Below are 23342 nucleotides of genomic sequence, written 5' to 3'. Positions count from 1 at the left end.
CCTTAATATTAACTTTTCAGGAGCATCAACTATGAATACTACCGCCAAAGCCGTGCTGTTAAGCCTTTTCTCTGTGGTCATATTTAACGCTCAGGCCAATGAGCATCAACATGGCGAGATGATGAGTATGCAGCCGGCGGCTCAACAGGAACAACGCATTAGCGCGACTGGAGTGATTGAAGCTGTTGATATGGAAAGTAAAAAAGTCACGATTAAACATGATCCTATTCCGGCGGTGAACTGGCCGGCGATGACGATGCGTTTTACGCTGGTGGCCGACACCAGGGCTGACGATATTAAACCGGGCGATAAGGTCGCGTTTACGTTTGTTCAACAGGGAAATCTCTCTGTGTTACGCGATATTCACATCAGTAAATAACGTTCTCGCTGGTCTCTTTAATTCTTGCCCGGGTTCTTGCGAGCGCGGGTGAGATTATCGCGCAATGGAAATCATTATGGCGTCTTTAAATATTAAAAATACCGCGCTTATTCTCGCTGGCATGATTGCAGGTGGGATTATTTCTGTCGGTGTTTATACTTATTATTCATCCGCAAAAGTATCGACCGAAACCGGACAGGCTTCGCCAAAAGAAGCCAGAAAAGTTCTGTTCTGGTATGACCCCATGTATCCGAATACGCGTTTTGACAAGCCGGGCAAATCGCCGTTCATGGATATGGATTTAATCCCGAAATATGCCGATGAAGAGACCGCAAGCGCGTCAGCACCTGGCGTGCGCATCGATCCCACTCAGACCCAGAATCTGGGGCTAAAAACGGAACCCGTGCGTCGGGGACCACTGCACTATGCGCAAACTTTCCCGGCTAACGTGAGCTATAACGAATACCAGTTTGTTATTGTCCAGGCACGCTCCGCTGGCTTTATCGAGAAGGTTTACCCGCTCACTGTGGGTGACAAAATCAAGAAGGGTTCTCCGCTCATTGACCTGACGATTCCTGACTGGGTTGAGGCGCAGAGCGAATATTTGCTGCTGCGCGAGACCGGCGGCAGCGCGACGCAGGTGGAAGGGATTCTGGAGCGATTACGCCTTGCCGGTATGCCGGAAGCGGATATCCAGCGTTTAAAGTCGACGCGTAAAATTCAGACCCGCTTTACCCTGAAAGCCCCCATTGATGGGGTGATCACCGCATTCGATTTGCGTACCGGCATGAATATTTCTAAAGACAATGTGGTCGCGAAAATTCAGGGAATGGATCCGGTATGGGTCAGCGCGTCGGTCCCGGAATCTATTGCCTGGCTGATTAAAGATGCCTCGCAATTTCGCATCACTGTTCCTGCCTGGCCGGATAAGCCATTCACCATCAGTAAGTGGAGTATTTTGCCAAGCGTTGATGCTACCACGCGTACCCTCCAGCTGCGTTTGCAGGTTGATAACCCCGACGAAGCGCTCAAGCCTGGAATGAATGCTTACCTGCAATTGAAAACGCAAAGCGAGCCGATGCTGCTGATCCCGTCTAAAGCGTTAATTGATACGGGTACCGAACAGCGGGTGATTACCGTTGATCATGAAGGTCGATTTGTGCCGAAGCAGGTTGCTGTATTCCATGAATCTCAGGGGCTGACGGCTATTCGCTCAGGCCTGGCCGAAGGTGAAAAAGTGGTGTCCAGCGGCCTGTTCCTGATTGACTCCGAGGCGAATATTTCTGGCGCCCTTGACCGTATGCGCGCCCAGCACAGTGGTGCGCAAGACGCAGGCGCGATGCCAGCCCAGGCGACCCATTCACATTGAGGACATGATAAATGATTGAATGGATTATCCGCCGTTCAGTGGCAAACCGCTTCCTGGTGATGATGGGGGCGCTGTTTCTCAGCATCTGGGGAACCTGGACCATCATTAACACCCCGGTTGATGCGCTGCCCGATCTCTCTGATGTCCAGGTGATAGTCAAAACCAGCTACCCCGGACAGGCGCCGCAAATCGTCGAGAATCAGGTCACTTACCCGCTGACCACCACCATGCTGTCGGTACCGGGCGCGAAGACGGTGCGCGGCTTCTCGCAGTTTGGCGATTCCTATGTGTACGTCATTTTCGAGGATGGCACCGATCCTTACTGGGCACGCTCGCGCGTACTGGAATATCTCAACCAGGTGCAGGGAAAATTGCCGGCAGGCGTTAGTGCCGAAATGGGACCGGACGCCACGGGCGTCGGCTGGATCTTTGAATATGCGCTGGTGGATCGCAGCGGAAAACATGACCTCGCGGAATTACGTTCTCTTCAGGACTGGTTTTTAAAATATGAGTTAAAAACGATTCCTAACGTGGCGGAAGTGGCCTCGGTGGGCGGCGTGGTTAAACAGTACCAGGTGGTTATCGACCCGATGAAGCTGACGCAATATGGCATCAGCCTGGCGGAGGTGAAATCTGCGCTGGATACGTCAAATCAGGAAGCGGGCGGCTCGTCGGTGGAGATGGCTGAAGCCGAATATATGGTGCGCGCCAGTGGCTATCTGCAAACACTTGATGATTTCAATAATATCGTCCTGAAAACCGGGGCCGACGGTGTACCGGTTTATCTGCGCGATGTGGCACGCGTTCAGATTGGACCGGAAATGCGCCGCGGGATCGCCGAGCTGAACGGCGAAGGCGAAGTGGCGGGCGGGGTGGTTATCCTGCGCTCCGGTAAAAATGCGCGTGAGGTGATCTCCGCCGTTAAAGCCAAACTCGACACCCTGAAAAGCAGCCTGCCGGAAGGCGTTGAGGTAGTTACAACATACGATCGCAGTCAGCTTATCGATCGCGCCATTGATAACCTGAGCTACAAGCTACTGGAGGAGTTTATCGTCGTTGCGCTGGTGTGCGCGCTGTTCCTGTGGCATCTGCGTTCGGCATTGGTGGCGATTATTTCCCTGCCGTTGGGGCTGTGTATCGCGTTTATCGTGATGCATTTCCAGGGGCTGAACGCCAATATTATGTCGCTCGGGGGAATTGCCATTGCCGTCGGGGCGATGGTTGATGCGGCAATCGTGATGATTGAGAATGCCCATAAGCGGCTGGAAGAGTGGGGGCATCAACATCCGGGTGAAACGCTGGATAACGCCACGCGCTGGAAGGTCATTACTGACGCCTCGGTGGAAGTCGGCCCGGCATTGTTTATCAGCCTGCTGATAATTACGTTGTCGTTTATCCCTATTTTCACCCTTGAAGGGCAGGAAGGGCGGCTGTTTGGTCCGCTGGCGTTCACCAAAACCTATGCCATGGCGGGCGCGGCATTTCTGGCTATTGTGGTTATTCCGATCCTGATGGGATTCTGGATCCGCGGAAAAATACCGGCGGAAAGCAGTAACCCGCTTAACCGCTTTCTGATCCGTATTTACCATCCGCTATTGCTGAAGGTGCTGCACTGGCCCAAAACCACTCTCCTGGTAGCGGTGCTGTCAATACTGACGGTTATCTACCCGTTGAATAAAGTCGGTGGTGAATTCCTGCCGCAGATTAATGAAGGCGATTTGCTGTATATGCCTTCGACACTACCGGGGATCTCGGCGGCGCAGGCGGCGGACATGCTGCAAAAAACCGATAAGCTGATCATGACCGTTCCTGAAGTGGCGCGCGTATTTGGTAAAACCGGTAAAGCGGAAACCGCAACTGATTCCGCACCGCTGGAAATGGTTGAAACGACGATCCAACTGAAGCCGCAGGATCAGTGGCGTCCGGGTATGACGATGGACAAAATCATCGCCGAGCTGGATAAAACCGTGCGCTTGCCGGGGCTGGCGAATCTGTGGGTGCCACCAATTCGTAACCGTATCGACATGCTCTCTACCGGGATAAAAAGCCCTATCGGGATTAAAGTGTCAGGTAACGTGCTGGCTGATATCGATGCGACGGCGGAACAAATTGAAGAGGTGGCCAGAACCGTGCCAGGCGTCGCCTCTGCGTTAGCTGAGCGTCTGGTAGGGGGACGCTATCTCAATGTGGATATTAATCGTGAGAAAGCGGCTCGTTATGGCATGACCGTTGGCGATGTACAGCTGTTTGTGACCTCCGCTGTGGGGGGCGCGATGGTGGGCGAAACGGTAGAAGGGATCGCGCGTTATCCTATCAACCTTCGCTATGCGCAGAGCTATCGCGACAGCCCGCAAGCGCTGCGTAATCTGCCCATTCTGACCCCCATGAAACAGCAAATCACGCTGGCTGATGTGGCGGATGTCACGGTCGTTTCTGGGCCGTCAATGTTAAAAACAGAAGATGCGCGACCCACCAGTTGGATTTACATCGATGCCCGCGATCGTGACATGGTTTCGGTGGTGAACGATCTGCAAAAAGCGATCGCGGAAAAGGTGCAGTTAAAGCCGGGGACCAGCGTGGCGTTCTCCGGGCAGTTCGAACTGCTTGAACGCGCCAGCCATAAGCTCAAATTGATGGTGCCGATGACGCTGATGATTATCTTCGTCCTGCTTTATCTGGCTTTCCGTCGCTTTGGCGAAGCGCTGTTGATTATCACCAGCGTCCCCTTTGCCCTGGTAGGGGGCATCTGGTTCCTCTACTGGATGGGGTTCCATATGTCGGTCGCGACCGGAACCGGGTTTATTGCGTTGGCCGGCGTGGCCGCAGAGTTTGGCGTGGTGATGCTGATGTATCTGCGTCACGCCATTGAAGCAGAGCCTGCGCTGGAAAACCCGCAAACCTTTACGGCGGATAAACTGGATGAAGCGTTATATCACGGCGCTGTACTGCGCGTGCGCCCGAAAGCGATGACCGTGGCGGTGATTATCGCCGGTCTGTTGCCCATCTTGTGGGGGACGGGAGCCGGGTCAGAAGTGATGAGCCGCATAGCCGCGCCGATGATTGGCGGCATGATCACCGCGCCGCTGTTGTCGCTATTTATCATTCCGGCTGCGTATAAGCTGATGTGGCTGCACAGGCATCGCAAGCAAAAGTAACCTTCTCAATCATACGCCTGTCTTCGGTTGGTACCCCGAAGCAGGCGTAGCTCTATGCTTCCAGCGCTTTCACGCGTTTGCGGTACTCGCCCGGCGTACAGCCGAATTCGCGTAGAAAGACTTTATAAAACGATGACTCGCTGGCGTAGCCCACCGATTCAGCTACCACAATCAATGGTTGCGATCCGCGTGACAACATCTGAGCGGCGAATTGCAGGCGCAAAGTGGTTAACACTGCCATCGGTGTGGAGTTTGACACTTCACGGAATAATTGCGCAAAGCTGGCCCGCGACATGTGTACGCGCTTCGCCAGCTCTTCGACGGTCCATGCAAAGGACGGTGATTCGAGCATCAAAAACACCACAGATCCGAGTTTGGGGTGCAGCAGTAAATTCAACACGTTTTGTGCGGGCGATGCACTGGTTAACCACTCACGAACGGCTAAGGCGAACAGCGTGGCGCATTGTTGGCTGCATACAGCGCTGGAACCCGGCAGCCCACTAATGGATTCCTGTTGTAATAGCGCAATCACGGCCTTGAGCCAATGGCTGACGGGACTCTTTTCTTCAGGCGCCAGAATCAGTGCTTCCGGTAGCGCGGTTAAAAAATAGCGTGAGGTGGCGTGCAGTCGCAGGCTACCGCAAACGATATGCGTTTGTTCATCCCCGGACTGGCAAAGTCGATGGGCGGAGTTCTGCGGCAGGATAACAAGAGTCCCTGGCCGCAGGGTGAAAGATGTCCCGTCAGGCATGTCAAGTTGGGCTGCTCCCTGAGTGACTGTATGCCAGCGGATAACGGATAGCTCGCCCGCCGCATGCGGCAGTTGCCAGTTTCTGCTCAACAAACAGTTTTGATCGATCGAGCCTTGCGGGTCGTTAAGCATGAGTAATCGACTAAGGGCATCCATGAAGACTCCTGGGCAGTTTTAATCACTATTGGTTTGGCGGAATTATCTCGTCAATTTTAAATTAAAGTAATACCTTCAAGGTGTTAATTTATTATGCTTATGTGTTTCATGAAAAGAGGTTAAAAGTGATTTAGACGATTTAACAGTAATAAGCGCGTTCTGGATACATTTCCCTTGTCTGGTTACCCCTATACTTCAGTTCAACAAATGAACAGTGACCAGGCGGAGAGAGAGCATGAATCAGTATCAGGCGATTATTATTGGATTTGGCAAAGCGGGTAAAACGCTGGCAGCTACCCTGGCAAAAACGGGCTGGCGGGTGGCGATTGTTGAACAGTCGAACACCATGTATGGCGGGACATGCATCAACATCGGCTGTATTCCAACCAAAACCCTGGTACATGACGCTGAACTTCAACATGATTTTGCTGCGGCGATGCAGCGCAAGGCTGCCGTTGTCAGTTTCCTGCGCGATAAAAACTTCCATAATCTGGCCGACCTGGAAAATGTCGATGTGATCGACGGTCGTGCTGAGTTTGTCGATAACCATACTGTGCGAGTCGTGCAGTCAACAGGCGCGATTGAGCTAAGCGGCGAGAAGATCTTTATTAATACCGGCGCGCAGTCAACGGTTCCAGACGTGGAAGGGTTAACCACCACACCGGGGGTGTTTGACAGCACCGGGCTGTTGAATTTGACGCAACGGCCTGAACGTCTGGGAATTTTGGGTGGCGGTTACATTGGTGTGGAGTTCGCATCAATGTTTGCTAACTTCGGCAGCAAAGTTACCCTTTATGAAGCCGCTCCGCTGTTTTTAGCCCGTGAAGATCGGGATATTGCCGAAGCTATCGCCAGGATTTTACGCGACAAAGGCGTTGAGATTATCCTTAATGCCAACGTACAGGCGGTTTCGTCCGGGGACGGCGCGGTACAGGTGAAAATGCCGGGAGGCGTCCAGACCGTGGATGCGCTGCTGGTGGCATCGGGCCGCAAACCGGCGACCGAAAACCTGCAGTTGCAGAAAGCGGGTGTGGATGTAAACGACCGCGGCGCCATTATTGTGAATAAATATTTGCGTACCTCGGCAGATAATATTTGGGCAATGGGCGATGTTACCGGGGGGTTGCAGTTCACGTACATCTCACTGGATGACTTCCGCATTGTGCGTGACAACCTGTCAGGCGAGGGGAGACGTCACACCGGCGATCGTCAAAATGTACCGTATTCCGTCTTTATGACGCCGCCGCTTTCCCGCGTGGGGATGACCGAAGAACAGGCTCGCGCCAGCGGTGCTTCTGTGCAGGTAGTCACGCTGCCGGTCGCGGCGATTCCGCGTGCGCGAGTGATGGATGACACACGCGGCGTACTTAAAGCGGTGGTGGATAGTGAAACGAAACAGATATTAGGTGTTTCGCTATTATGTGTGGATTCACATGAGATGATTAATATCATCAAGACGGTTATGGATGCAGGATTACCCTATACAACCTTACGCGATCAAATATTTACCCATCCGAGTATGAGTGAATCATTAAACGATCTCTTTTCTCTCGTTAAATAATAAAAGCGTAGTCTGCATGTTTGCCCCACCCGTGTGGGGCTTTTTTTGTCTTTTTAACGGCTGGATACTCATTGACAGTTATTCTGGCGTCCTGGATGAAATAAAATAAATTGGCATGTTTTATTATATTGCCACTGAAATCACTGTTTAATGGAAATAGGAATGAACATGTTTAAAACTACGTTACTAATGACCGCGTTACTGACTGCACCGGTGACATTTTCCGCATTGGCGCAAACCGAAGTTGTCCATGTTAGCGTGTCTGCCATATCTGGTGCGCCTTCCGAGATAGAGGATGCTATTGCGAAACTGGCGCAGGAAAATAATGCAACGTCCTGGAAAATCACCTCAATGCGCATTGATGGCAGCACTCACGCAACGGCAATTTTATACAAGTGAGGAGAGCCTGCATGGAAAAGTATCTGCGTTTACTCAGTAAGGGCGATAAAATTGGATTGACCTTAATTCGCCTGAGCATTGCAATTGTTTTTATCTGGATTGGGTTATTAAAATTTGTACCTTACGAAGCTGACAGTATTACGCCATTTGTTGCTAATAGCCCGGTAATGTCATTTTTTTATGAACATCCAGAAGAGTATAAGCAGCATTTAACCCACGAAGGTGAGTTTAAGCCACAGGAGCGTGAATGGCAGGCGGCGAATAATACCTATACATTCTCCAATGGTCTGGGCGTAGTCGAAGTTCTTATCGCTTTATTGGTGCTGGCAAATCCTGTTAGCCGTTGGTTGGGATTAATTGGCGGCATACTGGCATTTGCTACGCCGATTGTTACCTTATCCTTTTTAATTACCACACCAGAGGCATGGGTAATGCCGTTGGGCGATTTACATCATGGTTTTCCGTACTTGTCCGGGGCCGGGCGTCTGGTATTGAAAGACACGCTAATGCTGGCGGGAGCAGTGATGATCATCGCAGACTCATCTCGATCAATAATTAAGCAGCGGTATTGAATTTTTAACGTTGTACCCTCTGTAAGGTAGCAAGCCACTCTAGTTCTATTCGGTATTTGCCGGGCCAGCAGGATGCTGGCTTTTTTCTGACTTAAGGGAAATTTATTTAATATATAAAATGTAATTATTCACTTTATAACAATCACGCGTCAGGCTGTATTGGCAGTTAATGATATGAAGATGTAAGCATCATACGCACTGACGACAAAAGCGCGACAACCTGCGCATTGCCCAACCATCCCAACACCTTCATTTTTCTTTGTTTTTTTCTGTGCAATTCTTGCTATTTGTTATCTCAAAACAGCATCTTAAATAAAATTATTATTCATTTTTGTTATAGTTAATCCATAAGTTCGCGTGGTTTTAAGCGCGGCTTAAGCTAGAATTATCCTGATTAAATGATTTTACGTATCAATAATTGGCTAAAGATAGTTAAAAACTTAATTTTTAACCAACTGTCTGACATGGAATCCACTATGGTAATTAAGCACCAGGGCGGATGCTGATCTCGCGTTTTTGGGTAACCAAAAGCGGGACATATCTTAAATATGGAAATAAGGGTTTTAGAATGAGCTTTGGATTAGCAAAGGACAACAAGTTTGAAATCATCGCTATCCTTCGTGAAGAGCTGCACAAGAAAACGAAACTGGAAGTCTTATGCGAAAACAGTAGCGTTATCACACAGCTAGAGAAGGTCGATTTCGAACGGTTTGTCATCTCCGGCCATGAAGAGATTGTGCCTGAAAAGGTCCAATACTTTATCCTGCACAGCGAAAGCGGGATTGTAAAATTTAGTGCCAGATTTGAACAAACCCCACCCGCAGGTGCGGAGGCAGGATTATCCTACCTCATCCCGGATATGATTTTCTTTGCCCAGCAGCGACAAAATCAGCGTTTTTCCTTCCTGAAGGGTTATGACTTTTTCTGTTTTGGTCGTTACAAAAACGGAGAAAACTACTCTTTCAGGATTAAAAACATCTCTCAGGGTGGCTGTGCGTTAATTGTTAAAGATGTAAATACCCGCTTTGTTTATAAAGATGCGGTGATTAAAAATGCCTCACTGGAGTTTGATACGTTTGGCAGTTTACAGCTGGATTTAAAAGTGATCGATGTCGTCACGATCAATGAGTTTGATGAGGATAATCAGTTGTACTCCTGTCATCAGATCTCGTGTGAGTTCGATTTTAAAAATCGTCGTGAAGAGGCTGAAGTCGAGAAAATTATTATCAAATTTTTAATGAGTAACAAGATCAGAAGCTTATAAGGAGCGGTAAACAGGATGTTGATGTGTGGCAATGATAATTTTGTGGGCAACGGTATGTTCGCCTACCTGACCAGCAAACATGTACCCGTACAAACATTCCAGTTTGAGGATATGTTGCATCAGTCATCATTATGTCAGCATCAAACCATGATTTTTAATATCATTAATAATGAACAACCGTGTTCAGACGTCGTACAGTTTCTGAATAAAAATCGATTCAAGTTCTATAATAACGTCGTAGTCATTGTAGCTGAAAGTTTGGTGGCGAAATTATGCGTGGAGTTATTATATATTGAGAAAGCAATAGTATTGACTGAGAAATCTTCACTGCGAGATTTCGGTCAATTGGCGACGTTGTCAGTCGGGAAATGGAATCCCCGGCTGTATCGTTCGCAGAAAAGGTTAACCGAAAGGGAACAGCAGATCCTGAGTTTGCTGGTAAGTGGCTATACCGCTAAAGAAATTTCTGAGTTAGTGAGCCTTAACTATAAAACCATTCAGGCTCATAAAATGCGCGTCGTCGCTAAGTTGGGACTGAACAATACTTCTGATTTAAATAAATTAATTGTCAGATTCACCCATCGGATGTCTTTTTTACCCTAGTCTGGTGATTCTTTTCTGATGTAAAACATATCATAGTAGATATAATTCGGGAGCGATGCTGACTGGTTTTAAATTTTATGATTTGTAGAGGTAGAGGGAATGTTTAATTCCAACGAGGTGCTCACCGCGCTTGAACAGGCATTGAATACCAGTCAGTTTTATATGGTTTATCAGCCCATTTTTAATTTGCACACTCAGCAAATTAGCGGATTTGAAGCATTAATGCGTTGGAACAGCCCTCAGATGGGGATGATCTCTCCCGATATTTTTATTACCTTATTGGAAGACAGCGGCAATATCATTTCAATTGAAGACATGGTTACCCATACCCCCTGGGATGTGGCGACGTCCTGGCCCGATCCTCTTGTATTATCAATCAATATTTCCGCACTTGAATTTTGTGACCCTCTCTTACCGCAACGCGTCAGACGTAATCTCACCCTCTGTGGACTACCGCCTTATCGATGTCAAATTGAGGTTACGGAAACGTCACCACTGCGCGACAGCCAGATAGCGGTTAACAATATGCTGGAGCTAAAGGAGATCGGGGTTAAACTCGCTCTTGATGATTTTGGTACCGGTCACGCAAATCTTAATTATCTGCTGAAGTATCCTTTTGATACCCTAAAAATTGATAAGGAATTTGTTGCTGGCATTGAGCCCGATACCCGATCGACAAAGATTGTTGAGGGCATTATTTCACTGGCGCACAATTTTGGCATTGAAGTTCTTGCTGAAGGGGTGGAAACCCAGTCCCAACTGGACCGTTTAACGCAGATTGGTTGTGACAAAATTCAGGGCTTTTTCATTTCTCCGCCGGTGTTAGCAGAAGAAATCCCGTTACTCCTGACGCAGTATAATCATTAATCCCACCTTTTTACGTTTCCCAAGCCCTTGATTGTTCTGCGTTGTCGTTAAGTTCGTAGGACTGATAAGCGTAGCGCATCTGGCAGCCCTGAAAGGCAAAAAAAAAGCCCCCTGCAGAACAGAGGGCTGGTGAGTTTATGACTGCTTAGAACGATTTCTTAAAGCCAATGGAAGCATTGATCGGTGCTTCAACTTGCGACTTACTGCCACCGTTGCTGAATTGCGTACCCAGTTCACCGTAGACCTGCACGTTTCTGTCGATTGACCAGGACAGACCGGCCGCAACTTCGGTGCTGGAGTACTGCTGTGAGGATTCGAGCGTGGTGGTGGCGACCGCATTGCTAAAGTGCGTTTTGTCTTTTGAACCCAGACCCTGCCAGACGTTTACCCTGCCATACGGCTGGAATTTGCCATGGTTGGTGTCATAGTCAGCAACCAGACGTACGCCCAGACGGGCGGTAAAGGAATCAGCGGTATCCATTTTCACTTTCGTTTGGGTCACACCATCAAGCCGACCATTATCAAAATCGCTGTATTGGTAGATTAACTGAGCCTGAGGTTCCAGACTCCAGGCGCTTGAACCCAGACGGAACGATTTACCCACCTCCGTTGACGCCGTGAGCGTGTTGCCTTTGACGGTATAAGAACCGTTGTTCCCGGTCGCCGCCAGGCGAGATTTATGGTTACCGTACTGCAGGACGTTATCAACATACATCCCGTCGCCCGAGAACCAGGTGGCGTAACCGCCGACGTAAAACGCATTGTCATCGATGTTTCCGCCTTTGCCGTCGCTACCCGTCTTCGTGCCTTTCACATTGCTGTCGATGTCAAGGATGCTGGTATACATCCCGGCTTTCCAGCTTTCGTTAGCATACATATCGACGCCGACCTGGATACCCATAGTATGGGAGCTGGTTTGCGTACCGGCCGCATCGTCCAGTTTGGTTTTACCGGAGTAACCAAGCATTCTCGCCCAGGCGCGATTATCTTCATCAATGCCCGGTTTAACCTCGTCGCCCATACGTTGGTGCATGTTACCCAGCAGACTAATGTCACCCTGACGCACGACGCTGGCAAGGCCTGAATACAGCATGGTTTCCGGACGATATTCGCTTCTCAGATACCAGTTTTCCCCCTGACCCTGAGCATTACCCGCATGCAGTTGGTACTCAAACGCGCCTGCTGCCATACGATCGGCGGCCAGGTGGAAGGCGTCGCGCGACGTTTGCGCGGTGGTGGTAGCGCCATTGAGGGCCGTGACCACCTCGATACCATCCCCGACGGTCGGTGCGCCGAGGCCAGAACCATCAACGTCCAGCAGCGTACTTCCGCTGGCTTTACCGCCATCAATAATCAGACGGTCGGCAATACCTGCACCGCTACCATTCTGAATGGCCGCCATGTTGATGATCCCTTTTTCGCCGACGTAATCCCCTTTGACGGTTAACGTTGTGCCAGTCTGCTGGCCGATGAGCGAGACATCACCGCCGTTGCTCAGGCCTGCGACGGTCTGGTTGTATCCCTGCGTGTTCAACATGGTGTCAGCGACAACGTAGTGGTGTGACGCGCTACTCAGGGTGTTGGTATTACCCGCCTGCAGTACGCCGTTGGCAATCAACGTTGCGCCGCTGTAGCTGTTTTCACCTTGCAGTTCCGTAATACCGCTGCCGGTCTGGTGCAACTGGCCTTTACCGCTGATATTGCCCGTTAACGCCAGGGTATCCGCGCGATCAACCTTGAGTACGCCGTTATCAACGATATCTCCCTGAATGCTGCCGATGTTACCGCCATTACCCAGCTGTAAAACGCCTTGTTCGATGGTAGTGCCCCCGGTGTAGGTATTATCCAGCGTCAGGGTGAGGGAGCCTTTACCGGTTTTGGTCAGATGACCATTACCTTCGACTTCCGTCAGCAGGGAAACGTTATGTCCGTTGGTATCGAATGTCCCGCCGCCGGATTCCAGCGTCACCTGACGGGCGGTATCAAATGCTTCGCCATACTTCAGCGTACCGCCGTTGAAGGTAATCCCCGTCTCTGGCGCGCCAAGGTTGGTATCACCCGCCACCTGCAACGTACCTGAGGTGATGGTGGTTCCACCGCTGTAGGTGTTGTCGCCAGTGAGGATCAGCGTCCCGAGATCACCTTTATTCAGGCCGCCGGTACCGCGGATCACGCTGTCGATAGTTGCGGTGTAGTTTGCGCCGTCTACCGTGCCATCGCCGACGCGAATCAGCGTGTTCGCTGTGTCGGTGGTAATGGCCTCACCACCCACGCGATAGCCATCGGTGGCGAACTGTGCGCCGCTGATGATAACGTCGCCTTTGCTGTTATCGACGGTGACGTTGCCCGCTTCACCTTGGAAGACCGCGAAGGCGGCATCGGTAAACGGTGCATTCAGCGCGCCTTCTGGCGTGGATTCATCCGTGGTCCAGTTGTCGTTACCCTGGCTGGATTGCCAGATACCGTCGCCGCCGTTGATGACGCCGTTGTTTTTCAGCTCGCCATTCTCACCGCCGGTACCGTCCCAGAAGCGCAGCGTCAGTCCGGCATGGTTGACCAGGTTAACCTGGTTGTTAACCGAGGTTTGCACGTACAGGCTGTCTGCGGCTTCCGGCGCGTTGGCAATGTCCATCACATTGTTGGTCAAGGTGCCGGTGTAGTTGATGACGCGGTAAACGCCCACGTCAAAGCTGCCGCCCGGAGAGGTCTCGATATTGAGCTTACCGTCGAGCGTCAGGTCGCCATTCACATCAATCAGGTCGTTGAAGGCACCGCCTGGGGTATAAGCCTGACCAAACTGATAATCCAGTTGGGCGTTATCACTCAGCGTCAGTGAACCGGTGGTCAGTTTACCCACGCTGTTGATGGCGGCGCCAGCTGTAATATGACCGTCGTCCAGCACGTCAACCGCGCCGCCGATAATACCGTTCCCGCCGAGCGTCGCGCCGGATTTAACCGTTACCTGACCGGTCGCGGCAGACTGGTTGCCGTTGACCAGCAGCACGCCTTCATTGACGTCCGTGGTGCCGGTATAAGTGTTATCGCCTGTCAGCGTTAAGGTGCCGTCACCGATTTTCACCAGGCTACCGTCGTTACCGCTGATAATGCCGCTGATGGTGTCATCAAGTTGCAGATTCCCCAGCGACAATGCTTTATTGCCCAATTCGACATTCCCCGCGCCGGACAACGAGCCGATAGAGGTTGCGCTGTCGACCGTGCTGATATCGACCTTACCGCCCACCAGGTTTTTAACGACGGTATTTTCCGCCATCGCCAGGTCGGCAAAGGTCATCAGTCCGCTGTTATTCACGCTGGCATTGCCGCCGCTGGCATTCTCTTCCAAAGCCAGCGTACTGTCTTTTGCCACGTTAACCGTCGCGTTGCCTGCGGTGGCGTTGTCGGTTAACAGCGCTTTTGCAGCGCCAGTCAGGTTGAGTTTGGCGCTTGCGGCGGTGACATTATCCGCCAGCGTTAACAGGCTGTCGGCGATGTTCATGGTCAGGGATTTCAGACTGGTATCTGTCCCGCTGACATTGAGCGTCGCCCCCTTATTGACGTTCACGGTGCTGCTTTCATTGCTACCAAAGGCCCCGGTTTTGCTGACGTTGACCGTGACATTGTTGGCATTACCCGTACCGGCGATTTCGGTATCGCCTTTGTAGCTGTTGGCGCGATCGAGCGACAAGGTGCTGCCCGCATCGCTTGAGCTGCTGGTGACTTTCAGTTTACCGTCGCCGGTAATCTCACCGGCTGGCGTGAAGTGGCGCGAATTGAGGTCAAACACCGCCGCGTTATCACTCGCTCCCAGCTCGATAGTGCGATTGCTGGTCAGGTCCGCACCCATCTGCAGGGTGGAGCCGTTGTTAATAACCAGATCGGTTCCGCTTTGGCCGAGGTTGCTGTCAGAGGAAATCTGCAACGTACCGCCATCAATGCGTGTGCCGCCGCGATACTCGTTATCACCGCTGAGGATCAGACGACCAAGGTCGGTTTTCACCAGCGTCAGTTTGTCAGTCGTGCTGGCTTCGCGGATCACGGACTCAATGGCCGCGGTAAAGTTTTGACCCGCGCCACCGGCACCAACGCGCAGCAGCAGTTCACCGGTGCCTGGCGTCTGGCCTGCATGGGTCGCGTTTTCTGTGGTGGCATACGCGTTAAGCGCATCGCCTTTAACGATATAGCCATCGGCGTCAAACTGTGCCCCGGAGAAGTTAACTTCGCCCGCGGCGTTATCCACGGTAACGGTTCCGCCTTTGGTGGTGAAGACGGCAAAGGATTTCTGCGCCCAGGGGGCGTTACCTTCACCGGTTGCCGTAGTCCAGTTGTTATCTCCCTGGCTGCCGATCGCCATCCATTTGCCATCGCCGCCATCAATTTTGCTGTTGCCTTCAATGCCCGATGCGCCATGGCTCTGATTGACGGTTGCGCCGTCCCAGAACTGCAGGGTAACGCCGTTGGCATTCACCAGGTTGACCTGTTTGTCGATAGAGGTCTGGACAAAAATATTACTCTTATCCTGGCTGTCCGGTATTACGCCCAGCTCAAGCGTCTGGTTATCCAGCGTGCCGCCGTAGTTATAGATACGATATACGCCTGGTCCGAAGTTACCGCCCTGTGAAGTGGTAACATCCAGGGTTCCGTCAAGCTGCAGATCGCCTGCGACGTTGACCAGATCGTTTAATGCACCGCCTGGCGTATAAGCGTTGCCCAGTTCGAAAGCGGAGGTCGTTTTGCTGCCAAGCTGCAGATTACCGTTAATGGTGAGCGTACCTGCACCGCCATCACCCGCGCTGAGGGTGGTGGCATCGTTCATCAATACATTGCCGCCGATAATGCCATTCCCACCAAGTGTGGATGTGCCGCTGACGGTCGTTGCGCCGCGCGCCGCGCTTTGATCGCCATTCACCAGCAGCGTACCGTTGGTGACGGTGGTATCGCCGGTATAGGTGTTATTGCCGTTCAGACGGGTAATGCCGCCGCCGATTTGTTGCAGCGCGCCGATGCCAGAGATCACCCCGTTGAGCAGGACGTTGTTGGCGCGGTTGATCGCCAGCACGCCGTTGTCGATGATGTCAGATACGGCGCTGACTTCGCCCTCATTGCCGCCGTCACCCAACTGCAACGTACCGGTTTGCGCGATGGTGGTAGAGCCGGTGTAGCTGTTGTTGGCGGTAAACACCGTGGTGCCGCCCGCCGCACGTTCAAATTTCCCGTCGCCGCTGATGATGCCACGATAGATCTGCGCCGCTGACGCATCTCCCAGGGTATCGAAGATAACCCTGCTGCCTGCGCCTTGGGTCGTCACATCGTAATCGCCAATGCTGGCGGCAGTACTGGTCGGCTCAATGTGATCGCCGGTGCGCAGCGTTGCGCCATTGTTTACGGCAAGGGTTTTGCTCGCCAGACTCAGGTTTTCAACGATGCGTACATCCGCGTTTGATCCGCTGATGGTCAGGGAATCCCAGCCGGTGCCAATGTTGGTGCCGGTATTCAGGTTGTCGCTGGCAAGCGTGCCAATCTTCGCATCTTTCGTATTGGTGAAGGTGAGGGCATTGCCCGTACCCGCAGCGGTAATGATGTGGCGCGTTTTATCCAGTATTACATTGCCGATGTTGGCTTTATTGTTGCCGCCAGTGCCAGCGAAATTCACTTCGCCCGCATAGGAACCGCTGCGCCAGTTGAAGGTATCTCTGCCTTCGCCGGTATTGATTACGCCGCTGGTGATACCGCCGCTGATATCAATGGTGTCATTGCCTTTACCAGACTGAATAGCCACCGCCGTGTCGTTGATGGCCTGAAGGGTACCGGTATTGGTGATTTTTTTCTTGCTGTCGCCGCTGGCGTCAATCACCGGTGAGGTCGTGCTGGCAGAAATAATCTTCCCGCTGTTGGTTAATGCGCTGACGTTTTTCGCAATGATCGCAGAACCGCCTGCGCTGTTATGTACGTTGATGTCGGCACTGGTCGTGACCTGGCCATCCGTGTTGGCGCGGATACCGCTACCTTCGCTGTTTCGCACCTCAACGGTATAGCCTTTGCCGATGGTCAGATCGCCCGTCACCGCGTCGCCATTGCGCTGCTCAAAGGCGAAACCGGTACCTTTCCCGTTGACGTTGAGGATGTTGTTCAGGCCATCGTTCATGGTCAGCGCGACGCTGGTGCGGATCCCTGGACCATCGTTGGAATCGATAGTGACATCACGCAGTGTGATATTGGTGTTGTTGGCATCGTTTTGAATACCGGCACCAGTCCCCTCAGCGCGAATCATCACGCTTTGCGCGGCCAGCGCACCTGCGCCCTCGGCCAGACGAATACCGTCAGCAGATCCATTAGTGGTAATGCTGTCGCCAGTTTTACCGTTGATCAGCAGACTGGCCCCCTGGGTCAGCAGAACGCCAGCAGTACCATCATCAACCTGAATTTTGCCCAGCTTACTAATCTGCGCGTTATAGCCTGAGGCGCGTACGCCGATGCCGTTGCTGACATGCAGGGCGCTGGAGGAGTTATTGGTTAAGTTCCCGCCTTGTTGCACATCAACGCCGATGCTGTCGACGCTGGCCAGATCGATGATCGCTTTGGTATCGAGGAGCAGGTTGCCCAGATTTCTCGCCACATAGGCAATAACCTTGTTGCCGCTGGCTTCAGAGATAATCTTCGCGTTTGAGGTGAGGGTGGTGCTCGTGGCATTCCCCTGCGTGTCGCCATTCAATTGATGCGCCTGACCATCCACCACCCCGGCAACGGTGCTTTCACCGGTTAAATTGATGGTGGTTTTATCGCTGATGGTACCGTTGGCGCCGCCTTCGATGACCAGCGCTGCGGAGTTGGTGCCCTTAACGGTAAACGTCGCTTCCCCGGTATCTACGCTACTGCCTGCGCCGGTGGCGAGCACGCCAACAGAATTGTTGCCGCTGAGCGTCAGATTCAGGTCAGAAGTAGACTGATCTTTCGGGTTAGTCGTATTACCGGCCAACAATGCGCCATTGGCGATACGGAAAATAGTGGTGCGATCCTGGCCGTTGTCATTCATCACCGCCTGCCCAATATTGGCGGTCGCGCCTTTACCATACAGGTAATAACCAATCTGATCGGTGTTGTTGAACGCCGGACTACTCAGACTATCGACGTTAGCGATGGCGTTATCACGCACGTGTACGCCGATGTTACCTGCCTGATTCAGGGTGATATCAGAATAGACATTGACCGTTGCCTGACCGTTGGTGCCGCCTTCTGCCCAAATAGCATAGTTTCGGTTACCGACGCCGCCGTCACCGTCTACTACGATAGAACCAGAAGCGCTGGTGGTGACTTCGGCATTTTTCTTATTGGCGCTGACGTGGATCCCGACGTTATTGTTGCCATTAACGTTAATTTTGCCGTCATTTCTAATGATCTGACCATTCTCTGCGCCACTGTCACGCACAGTGATGCCGTAGTTCTTGCTGGTGCCTCCACGGCCATCGCCATTGATTGCGATAGTGCCGGTATTCAGCACATTACCTGTTGCATTGCCGATCAGGATCCCGGCGGCGTTACGTATGCCGACGCCAAGGGTGATGAGACCGTTGTTAATCACCTCTTTGGCGCTTTTGGTCATGATACCGGCGCTTGGGCTGGAACCGCCTGGCAGTATGGCATCCTGGGAGGAGTTATTAGCATCGCGGCCAAGGTAAATAGAGGCATTCTGGGTGTTGGTAAATGTGGCGTTGTCGGCGACTTCTACGCCAAAGGCGGTGCCGTTACCAAAGGGGTTATTGTTTTTGTGTCCGTTGACGATATTGATATCGCCGTTATTAGTGCCTTGCGCGTCGTTGGACAACTGCATACCAATGGCCAGCGTCAACGAAGTCTCGGGATCGTCTTTACTCCAGGGATCGGCAGCAGAAGCGGTACCGAAGTTATCGGTAGTAATCGCCTGGTTGATTGTGCCTTCGTTGGTAATTACGCTGGCGCCTTGCCCCTGCATGCCAAATGCACCGTAGCTGTTGACGTTTTGGTTACCGTCCTTATCAATAAACAGCCCGGCGTTAATCGTTCCGTGGTTGGTTGCCGTCGCATCTTTCGCCAGCATGCCAATTGCCAGGCTCTGGCCGGTAGAGGTACGCAATGCGTTCAGTTCGCCCAGGTTAGTGATAACCCCGCCGTCAATGGCTTTCATCACGCCATTAATACTGCCGTCTACGGCGATCATCGCATCTTTATTCAACGTACCGGCGGTACCCGCGCCGTTGGCATAGATAGCGTGTAGCTCACCGCGTTCGGCGGTCGTGTTATTGCTATGCGACTCGCCATCGGTCCAGACGTCGTAATCCCAGGAGATAACATCAGATGACTTACCTGAAGTCAGTAAGTCATCTATCAGCTCAGCATACTTCGCTTGCGCGGCGGAGACGGTTGTGATTTGACTGTCTTCAACATCCAGCCACAACTGGATCTGACTGACTTTTTGTCCATCCGGTTTTTGCGCGGCATCATCGCTTTCGCCTAACAACCAGCTATTGAACTCAGCCAGTTCCGCAGCCGTGGTAATTGAGAACGTTTTTTCCCCCGTTTCGATCACCTCGCCAGCGTCGTTATAGCCATATGTCATCAGCGTTACATCGCCGCCAAATACGGAGGTCGTCCTGGAACCGTTAAACGTTTTGGTCGGAATAACGGGGGCGGCGTTAAATTTGATGTAGTTATCGGATTGCCAGTTCACCTGGCTGTTGGCGCCTTGCGCTTCCAGCAGCGAGGAATCTTTAGCCAGTAATTCGATGGTATTGGCTTTGTCACGTACATGAAGCGTATCGTTGCCAATATTCAGATTGGCCGTGGCGCCATTGGTCGCCAACGCGATGCCAAATTGCTTATAGATTTGCGTTTGTTGCGCATCATACGTATTTAAAACAGCATCGCCGATTTGTGACTCAGTGATAAACCCGGCTAACGCGCTGGTATCAAAAACTTTAATGGTTTCTGGCTCTCCTGGGAGCGCCGGATCAAAAATATCAAAGTCCGTGCTTTGCGAAGGCTTCGCTGACTGGGTATGAGTCAGGTATTCTGCCAGCTCTTCCTCTGTAGAGATTGTTTTTACGCTCTGGTCAGGGCTGGTAGCTTTAAGCGTGATTTTGCCGGTTTGCAGCAGCTCCCGGATAGTCGTTGACTCAACAACGCCGCTTTGGCCAGGGGTAATCGTCGGGATCGCGCCGCTGATATTGAGCGCCTGACCAGTGGTATTATCTTCATATAAGAAGCCGTAGTTATGAATTCCCTCATAAACGCCAGCGGAAATTCCTCGCTGGTAGTCAGTAGAAATATCATGATCGCCGATATCAATAATCGGATCAGCCGAGGCCATCATCGACGCTCCGCTTAATGCGCCAGCAGCGAGGACGGCGACAGTTTTACGTGAACTACTTTTTTTCTTGCCTTTAGTTAATTCAGAAACGACCACCCAGATGCCGAGCGCCGCGTTCCAAATAATGCTGTAAACTTTGTTCATATATAACCCTCGTCTACATTCCTGTTATGTATGTGTTAATACGTTGAGTTGTTGGCTATGATTGGCCCGCGGATGCGCTACCCGGCATATTGATTTTTGGGAATAGGGCTCCCTTCCGAGCGTTGCGGAATTAAAAATGAGCCGAAAGGAAAGATTTAAATAATAACCGTGATAATTGTCCTTAAATAAGTCAGTTACGGCTGGCTATAGTGGGAAATGGTGTACTTGAGCCGGGTGTTATTTTTGCCGAGCTTTCTGGCAATGTTGCTTTTGTACGCCCCGATGGTTTTTTCACTTTTTTGTGACGCCCCGGCGATTTGTGCCAATGACCAACCCCGGGCAAGCATCATCATGACATTGAATTCGTTTGCGGTAATTTTAGTATGTAGTGCGTTGATATTATTTTGTTTTTTATTCTGTATGATACGTGTAACGGCATGCAGTAGCCGATCGAGGCTGGCATCTTGATCGAGTAATTGCATGTTCTTCCCGCAAACGGTTTGAAAAAGAGAAAAGGTGGCTTCATCTGCCAAAACAATAATTTTTGTGGCAGGGCGGATAGCCATGCTGCGGATAATCCGGGCATATTTTAAAAAATCTGATTTGTCAGGATTAATAATGATGTAATCCGTGCCATCTGGCAGGAACTTGACTGCTGAAAACGTCTGAGAGGAGTGGTATGTGATATCAATATATAATGATGAACCACGTAGAATTTCTCGCATGCCTAGCCAGGGATAAAGTGAATCACCCAAAAAAATAGCCTTAGACATTACGATCTCCTTGAAATTTTAATGCAAGCAGTCGCCTCTTTTTTCTGGCTGAAAAAAGAGTTTCTTGCGACGCGCGGAATGTTAATTAAATCTCGTATAACGTTCTTTGGTTCGAACGTATCCTTATTTATTGCCGATTCAACAGATATTTTCTGTATTTATTTGAAGCATTAACTATTCTGAAAGTAGATATTACACTTTGTTAAAATTTAAGATAAATCGTTTATATCACCTCTGAGCAGATGATTGATAGATTTCGCTTATGGATCACCACAAGAATGGGCCCACCTTTTCCATAAAGGCAGGATATTCCTGGCTTATTGACGGCGATTTATTTAAAAATGATTATATTTCAAAGGAATGCCAGCTTGTGATGATGGACTGGTTGGTGGGTAGGAAAATTCTTAATTAAGATTAGGAAGAAGGGGCGGGTGGGAACAGTGAAGATGGAAATATCGCCAAACTTACATTAAGCATCTAAAAATGTTTGAATTTAAGACTGTTTAGCCAATTAAATAAACGTTCATAGATTTTTATTCTAAGTTGGTCTTTTTGTGCTTTATTTGAGCATGTTGCTTGCCGTTGTCATTTTATCTGCTTACTTCGCTGCTAGCGCTCAGCCCGCTAACAGCTCCTGCTCGACCTGTTGCACCTGTTGTTCCAGCGAGTTGCGGATTTCCGTCAGCGCCCGTTGCTGGTCAGAGAAGTAAGCCTCTTTATCGGTCACGGAGGAAGCAAGGCGCCAGGCGTTTTCCGCCTCTAGTTCGGTAATCTCTTTCAGCAGTGCGTTAATTTGTTCTCTGAGCTGCTGTATTTTGCTGCGTAAATGCTGCAGATCGTTCAATCGGTCGCTCGCCATCATCGGTTCGAGACCACTTTGTAACTGGGTCAGTAACGCCCGTACGGCGGCAAGGTCGGCATTTTGGCGCGCCTGGTTAAGCTGTACCATCATCTGATGCGCTTTCTCTTTCAGATCATCCGCCACTACGTCCGGGTGGCAAAGACGACTGGCCTGCCGCCACAGGCGCTTTAGCTCGCTACGCTCATCGGGAGAAAGTCGTTGATCGCGGGTAAAACGATGCTGTGCGTCCTGCTGCTGCTCCTGATATTCATCATATTCATGACTGGCCTCTTCTTGTGCCTGGCGAGTCGCGCTGTCGTCCTGGCGAGAAAAGTCGTTTTCCAGTTCACGGATCTCCGCCAGCAGGGCGGTGATCAGCTCCGTTTGTTGCTGAATGCGTTGCCGGGTTTCGACAGATTCGCGCGAATCTGAGTGCTGGTTCATCCATTGCTGCTTGAGTCTGGCCAACTGCTCAACGGCCTGGGAAATATAGTGCTGACAGGATTGATAGTCTTTTTCCCGGCGTTTTCGCTCCGCTTCCTGCTTACGTTGCGCGCTGGCGGCCAGTTGCTTACGCAGCTCAAGGATGCGGCTCATCAACGGCCCAAGACGAAGATGGTATAGATCGTTGAAATCATCGAGGATTTGAATGCGCGTGTTGCGCTTATCAATCAGGTCACGCAATTGTGTTTCAAGCGCTTTCAGTTCGAGTTTACTCGCCGCAATCGCAGGATCCTGCCACGTAGAGACTGCCCGCTGAGATTGCAGCCAGGCGGTGATTTCACGCAGAGCATCGCTAAAGCGCCGGGCTTCGATCGCCTGCACGATGGTGTCTGGCACGACTGACAAAGGCTCATTTTTCAGATGCGCCACCTGTTGGAAAATAATCTCCTCATCTTCCAGTTCAATAGCGCTTTTGACGATTTCCAGTCGTTTGATGATCTTATTCATGACAGTCGTTGCCTGGCCTGGCTTAAAAACGAGTGGCTTAAATACAACAGGCCCACCCGTTTGAAAATGTTAGAAAAACAGTAAGGTGCATTCTGTGGCCTGCAATACCTTTTCGTCCAGAATAATTCACTGTAATTATGAAAAGCGTGAGCTCTGGTAAGGAGCAGCCCCATGAAAAATAACAACGGCTCAGGCATCGCTGATGACCATGGTGTTA

Annotated in this window: 13 protein-coding genes; 9 read left to right on the top strand and 4 right to left on the bottom strand. The window is 51.1% G+C overall.

The window, feature by feature from the left end; all coding sequences use genetic code 11:
* Positions 1 to 31: 31 nt before the first annotated feature.
* The 3 genes from cusF to FDW97_RS11370 all read left to right on the top strand — a co-directional run bounded on the left by cusF (position 32) and on the right by FDW97_RS11370 (position 4903).
* Entirely contained in the window at positions 32 to 379 is a 348-nt protein-coding gene (cusF, locus tag FDW97_RS11380) for a cation efflux system protein CusF (RefSeq protein WP_069323108.1), read from the top strand.
* A 76-nt stretch (positions 380 to 455) separates the two neighbouring features.
* Positions 456 to 1748 carry an efflux RND transporter periplasmic adaptor subunit gene (locus FDW97_RS11375; RefSeq protein ID WP_085047576.1) on the top strand — a complete coding sequence of 431 codons (1293 nt, stop codon included), beginning with the start codon at positions 456 to 458 and terminating at the stop codon, positions 1746 to 1748.
* Positions 1749 to 1759: 11 nt separating this feature from the next.
* On the top strand, positions 1760 to 4903 hold the full coding sequence (locus tag FDW97_RS11370) for a CusA/CzcA family heavy metal efflux RND transporter (protein WP_110498597.1): 3144 nt from the start codon (positions 1760 to 1762) through the stop codon (positions 4901 to 4903).
* 52 nt (positions 4904 to 4955) lie between these two features.
* On the opposite strand, the gene rclR is transcribed toward FDW97_RS11370, so the two are convergent.
* Entirely contained in the window at positions 4956 to 5810 is an 855-nt protein-coding gene (gene rclR / locus FDW97_RS11365) for a reactive chlorine-specific transcriptional regulator RclR (protein ID WP_085047574.1), read from the bottom strand.
* Between the two features lie 235 nt (positions 5811 to 6045).
* On the opposite strand from rclR, the gene rclA reads away from it, so the two are divergent.
* From rclA to FDW97_RS11335, 6 genes are all read left to right on the top strand, one after another.
* Entirely contained in the window at positions 6046 to 7371 is a 1326-nt protein-coding gene (gene rclA / locus FDW97_RS11360; protein WP_121528727.1) for a reactive chlorine resistance oxidoreductase RclA, read from the top strand.
* Positions 7372 to 7539: 168 nt separating this feature from the next.
* A complete protein-coding gene (rclB, locus tag FDW97_RS11355; RefSeq protein ID WP_038643060.1) occupies positions 7540 to 7770 on the top strand; it encodes a reactive chlorine resistance periplasmic protein RclB in 231 nt (76 codons plus the stop codon).
* Positions 7771 to 7781: 11 nt separating this feature from the next.
* Entirely contained in the window at positions 7782 to 8342 is a 561-nt protein-coding gene (gene rclC / locus FDW97_RS11350) for a reactive chlorine resistance membrane protein RclC (protein ID WP_038638553.1), read from the top strand.
* A gap of 568 nt (positions 8343 to 8910) precedes the next feature.
* Positions 8911 to 9606: a flagellar brake protein gene (locus FDW97_RS11345; protein ID WP_085047572.1), complete on the top strand. Its 696-nt coding sequence runs from the start codon at positions 8911 to 8913 to the stop codon at positions 9604 to 9606.
* Positions 9607 to 9627: 21 nt separating this feature from the next.
* Positions 9628 to 10209 (top strand): helix-turn-helix transcriptional regulator, encoded by a 582-nt coding sequence (locus tag FDW97_RS11340; RefSeq protein WP_170973672.1) that lies wholly within the window; start codon positions 9628 to 9630, stop codon positions 10207 to 10209.
* Positions 10210 to 10308: 99 nt separating this feature from the next.
* Entirely contained in the window at positions 10309 to 11076 is a 768-nt protein-coding gene (locus FDW97_RS11335) for a bifunctional diguanylate cyclase/phosphodiesterase (RefSeq protein ID WP_038638561.1), read from the top strand.
* Positions 11077 to 11221: 145 nt separating this feature from the next.
* Here the strand turns inward: FDW97_RS11335 and FDW97_RS11330 are convergent, their stop codons facing one another.
* The 3 genes from FDW97_RS11330 to FDW97_RS11320 form a co-directional block, all read right to left on the bottom strand.
* Positions 11222 to 20560 carry an autotransporter outer membrane beta-barrel domain-containing protein gene (locus FDW97_RS11330; RefSeq protein ID WP_137351057.1) on the bottom strand — a complete coding sequence of 3113 codons (9339 nt, stop codon included), beginning with the start codon at positions 20558 to 20560 and terminating at the stop codon, positions 11222 to 11224.
* A gap of 194 nt (positions 20561 to 20754) precedes the next feature.
* Complete coding sequence (locus FDW97_RS11325; protein ID WP_085047570.1) at positions 20755 to 21333, bottom strand: LuxR C-terminal-related transcriptional regulator; 579 nt, start codon at positions 21331 to 21333, stop codon at positions 20755 to 20757.
* Positions 21334 to 21949: 616 nt separating this feature from the next.
* The gene (locus tag FDW97_RS11320) at positions 21950 to 23125 is read right to left on the bottom strand and encodes a DNA repair protein (protein ID WP_087857102.1); all 1176 of its coding nucleotides are present in this window, start codon (positions 23123 to 23125) and stop codon (positions 21950 to 21952) included.
* Positions 23126 to 23342 lie beyond the last annotated feature (217 nt).

The organism is Citrobacter sp. wls708 (assembly GCF_005281255.1).
GTDB classification, from domain to species: Bacteria; Pseudomonadota; Gammaproteobacteria; order Enterobacterales; family Enterobacteriaceae; genus Citrobacter; species Citrobacter werkmanii.
This window is presented reverse-complemented; position numbering and strand designations above follow the sequence as displayed.

Bases quoted from the DNA above. Each gene is read 5' to 3' on its own strand.
- FDW97_RS11370 (WP_110498597.1), top strand. From the start codon at position 1,760: ATGATTGAATGGATTATCCGCCGTTCAGTGGCAAACCGCTTCCTGGTG.
- FDW97_RS11345 (WP_085047572.1), top strand. From the start codon at position 8,911: ATGAGCTTTGGATTAGCAAAGGACAACAAGTTTGAAATCATCGCTATC.
- cusF (WP_069323108.1), top strand. From the start codon at position 32: ATGAATACTACCGCCAAAGCCGTGCTGTTAAGCCTTTTCTCTGTGGTC.
- FDW97_RS11330 (WP_137351057.1), bottom strand. From the start codon at position 20,560: ATGAACAAAGTTTACAGCATTATTTGGAACGCGGCGCTCGGCATCTGG.
- FDW97_RS11340 (WP_170973672.1), top strand. From the start codon at position 9,628: ATGTGTGGCAATGATAATTTTGTGGGCAACGGTATGTTCGCCTACCTG.
- FDW97_RS11335 (WP_038638561.1), top strand. From the start codon at position 10,309: ATGTTTAATTCCAACGAGGTGCTCACCGCGCTTGAACAGGCATTGAAT.
- rclA (WP_121528727.1), top strand. From the start codon at position 6,046: ATGAATCAGTATCAGGCGATTATTATTGGATTTGGCAAAGCGGGTAAA.
- FDW97_RS11375 (WP_085047576.1), top strand. From the start codon at position 456: ATGGCGTCTTTAAATATTAAAAATACCGCGCTTATTCTCGCTGGCATG.
- FDW97_RS11325 (WP_085047570.1), bottom strand. From the start codon at position 21,333: ATGTCTAAGGCTATTTTTTTGGGTGATTCACTTTATCCCTGGCTAGGC.
- rclC (WP_038638553.1), top strand. From the start codon at position 7,782: ATGGAAAAGTATCTGCGTTTACTCAGTAAGGGCGATAAAATTGGATTG.
- rclB (WP_038643060.1), top strand. From the start codon at position 7,540: ATGTTTAAAACTACGTTACTAATGACCGCGTTACTGACTGCACCGGTG.
- rclR (WP_085047574.1), bottom strand. From the start codon at position 5,810: ATGGATGCCCTTAGTCGATTACTCATGCTTAACGACCCGCAAGGCTCG.
- FDW97_RS11320 (WP_087857102.1), bottom strand. From the start codon at position 23,125: ATGAATAAGATCATCAAACGACTGGAAATCGTCAAAAGCGCTATTGAA.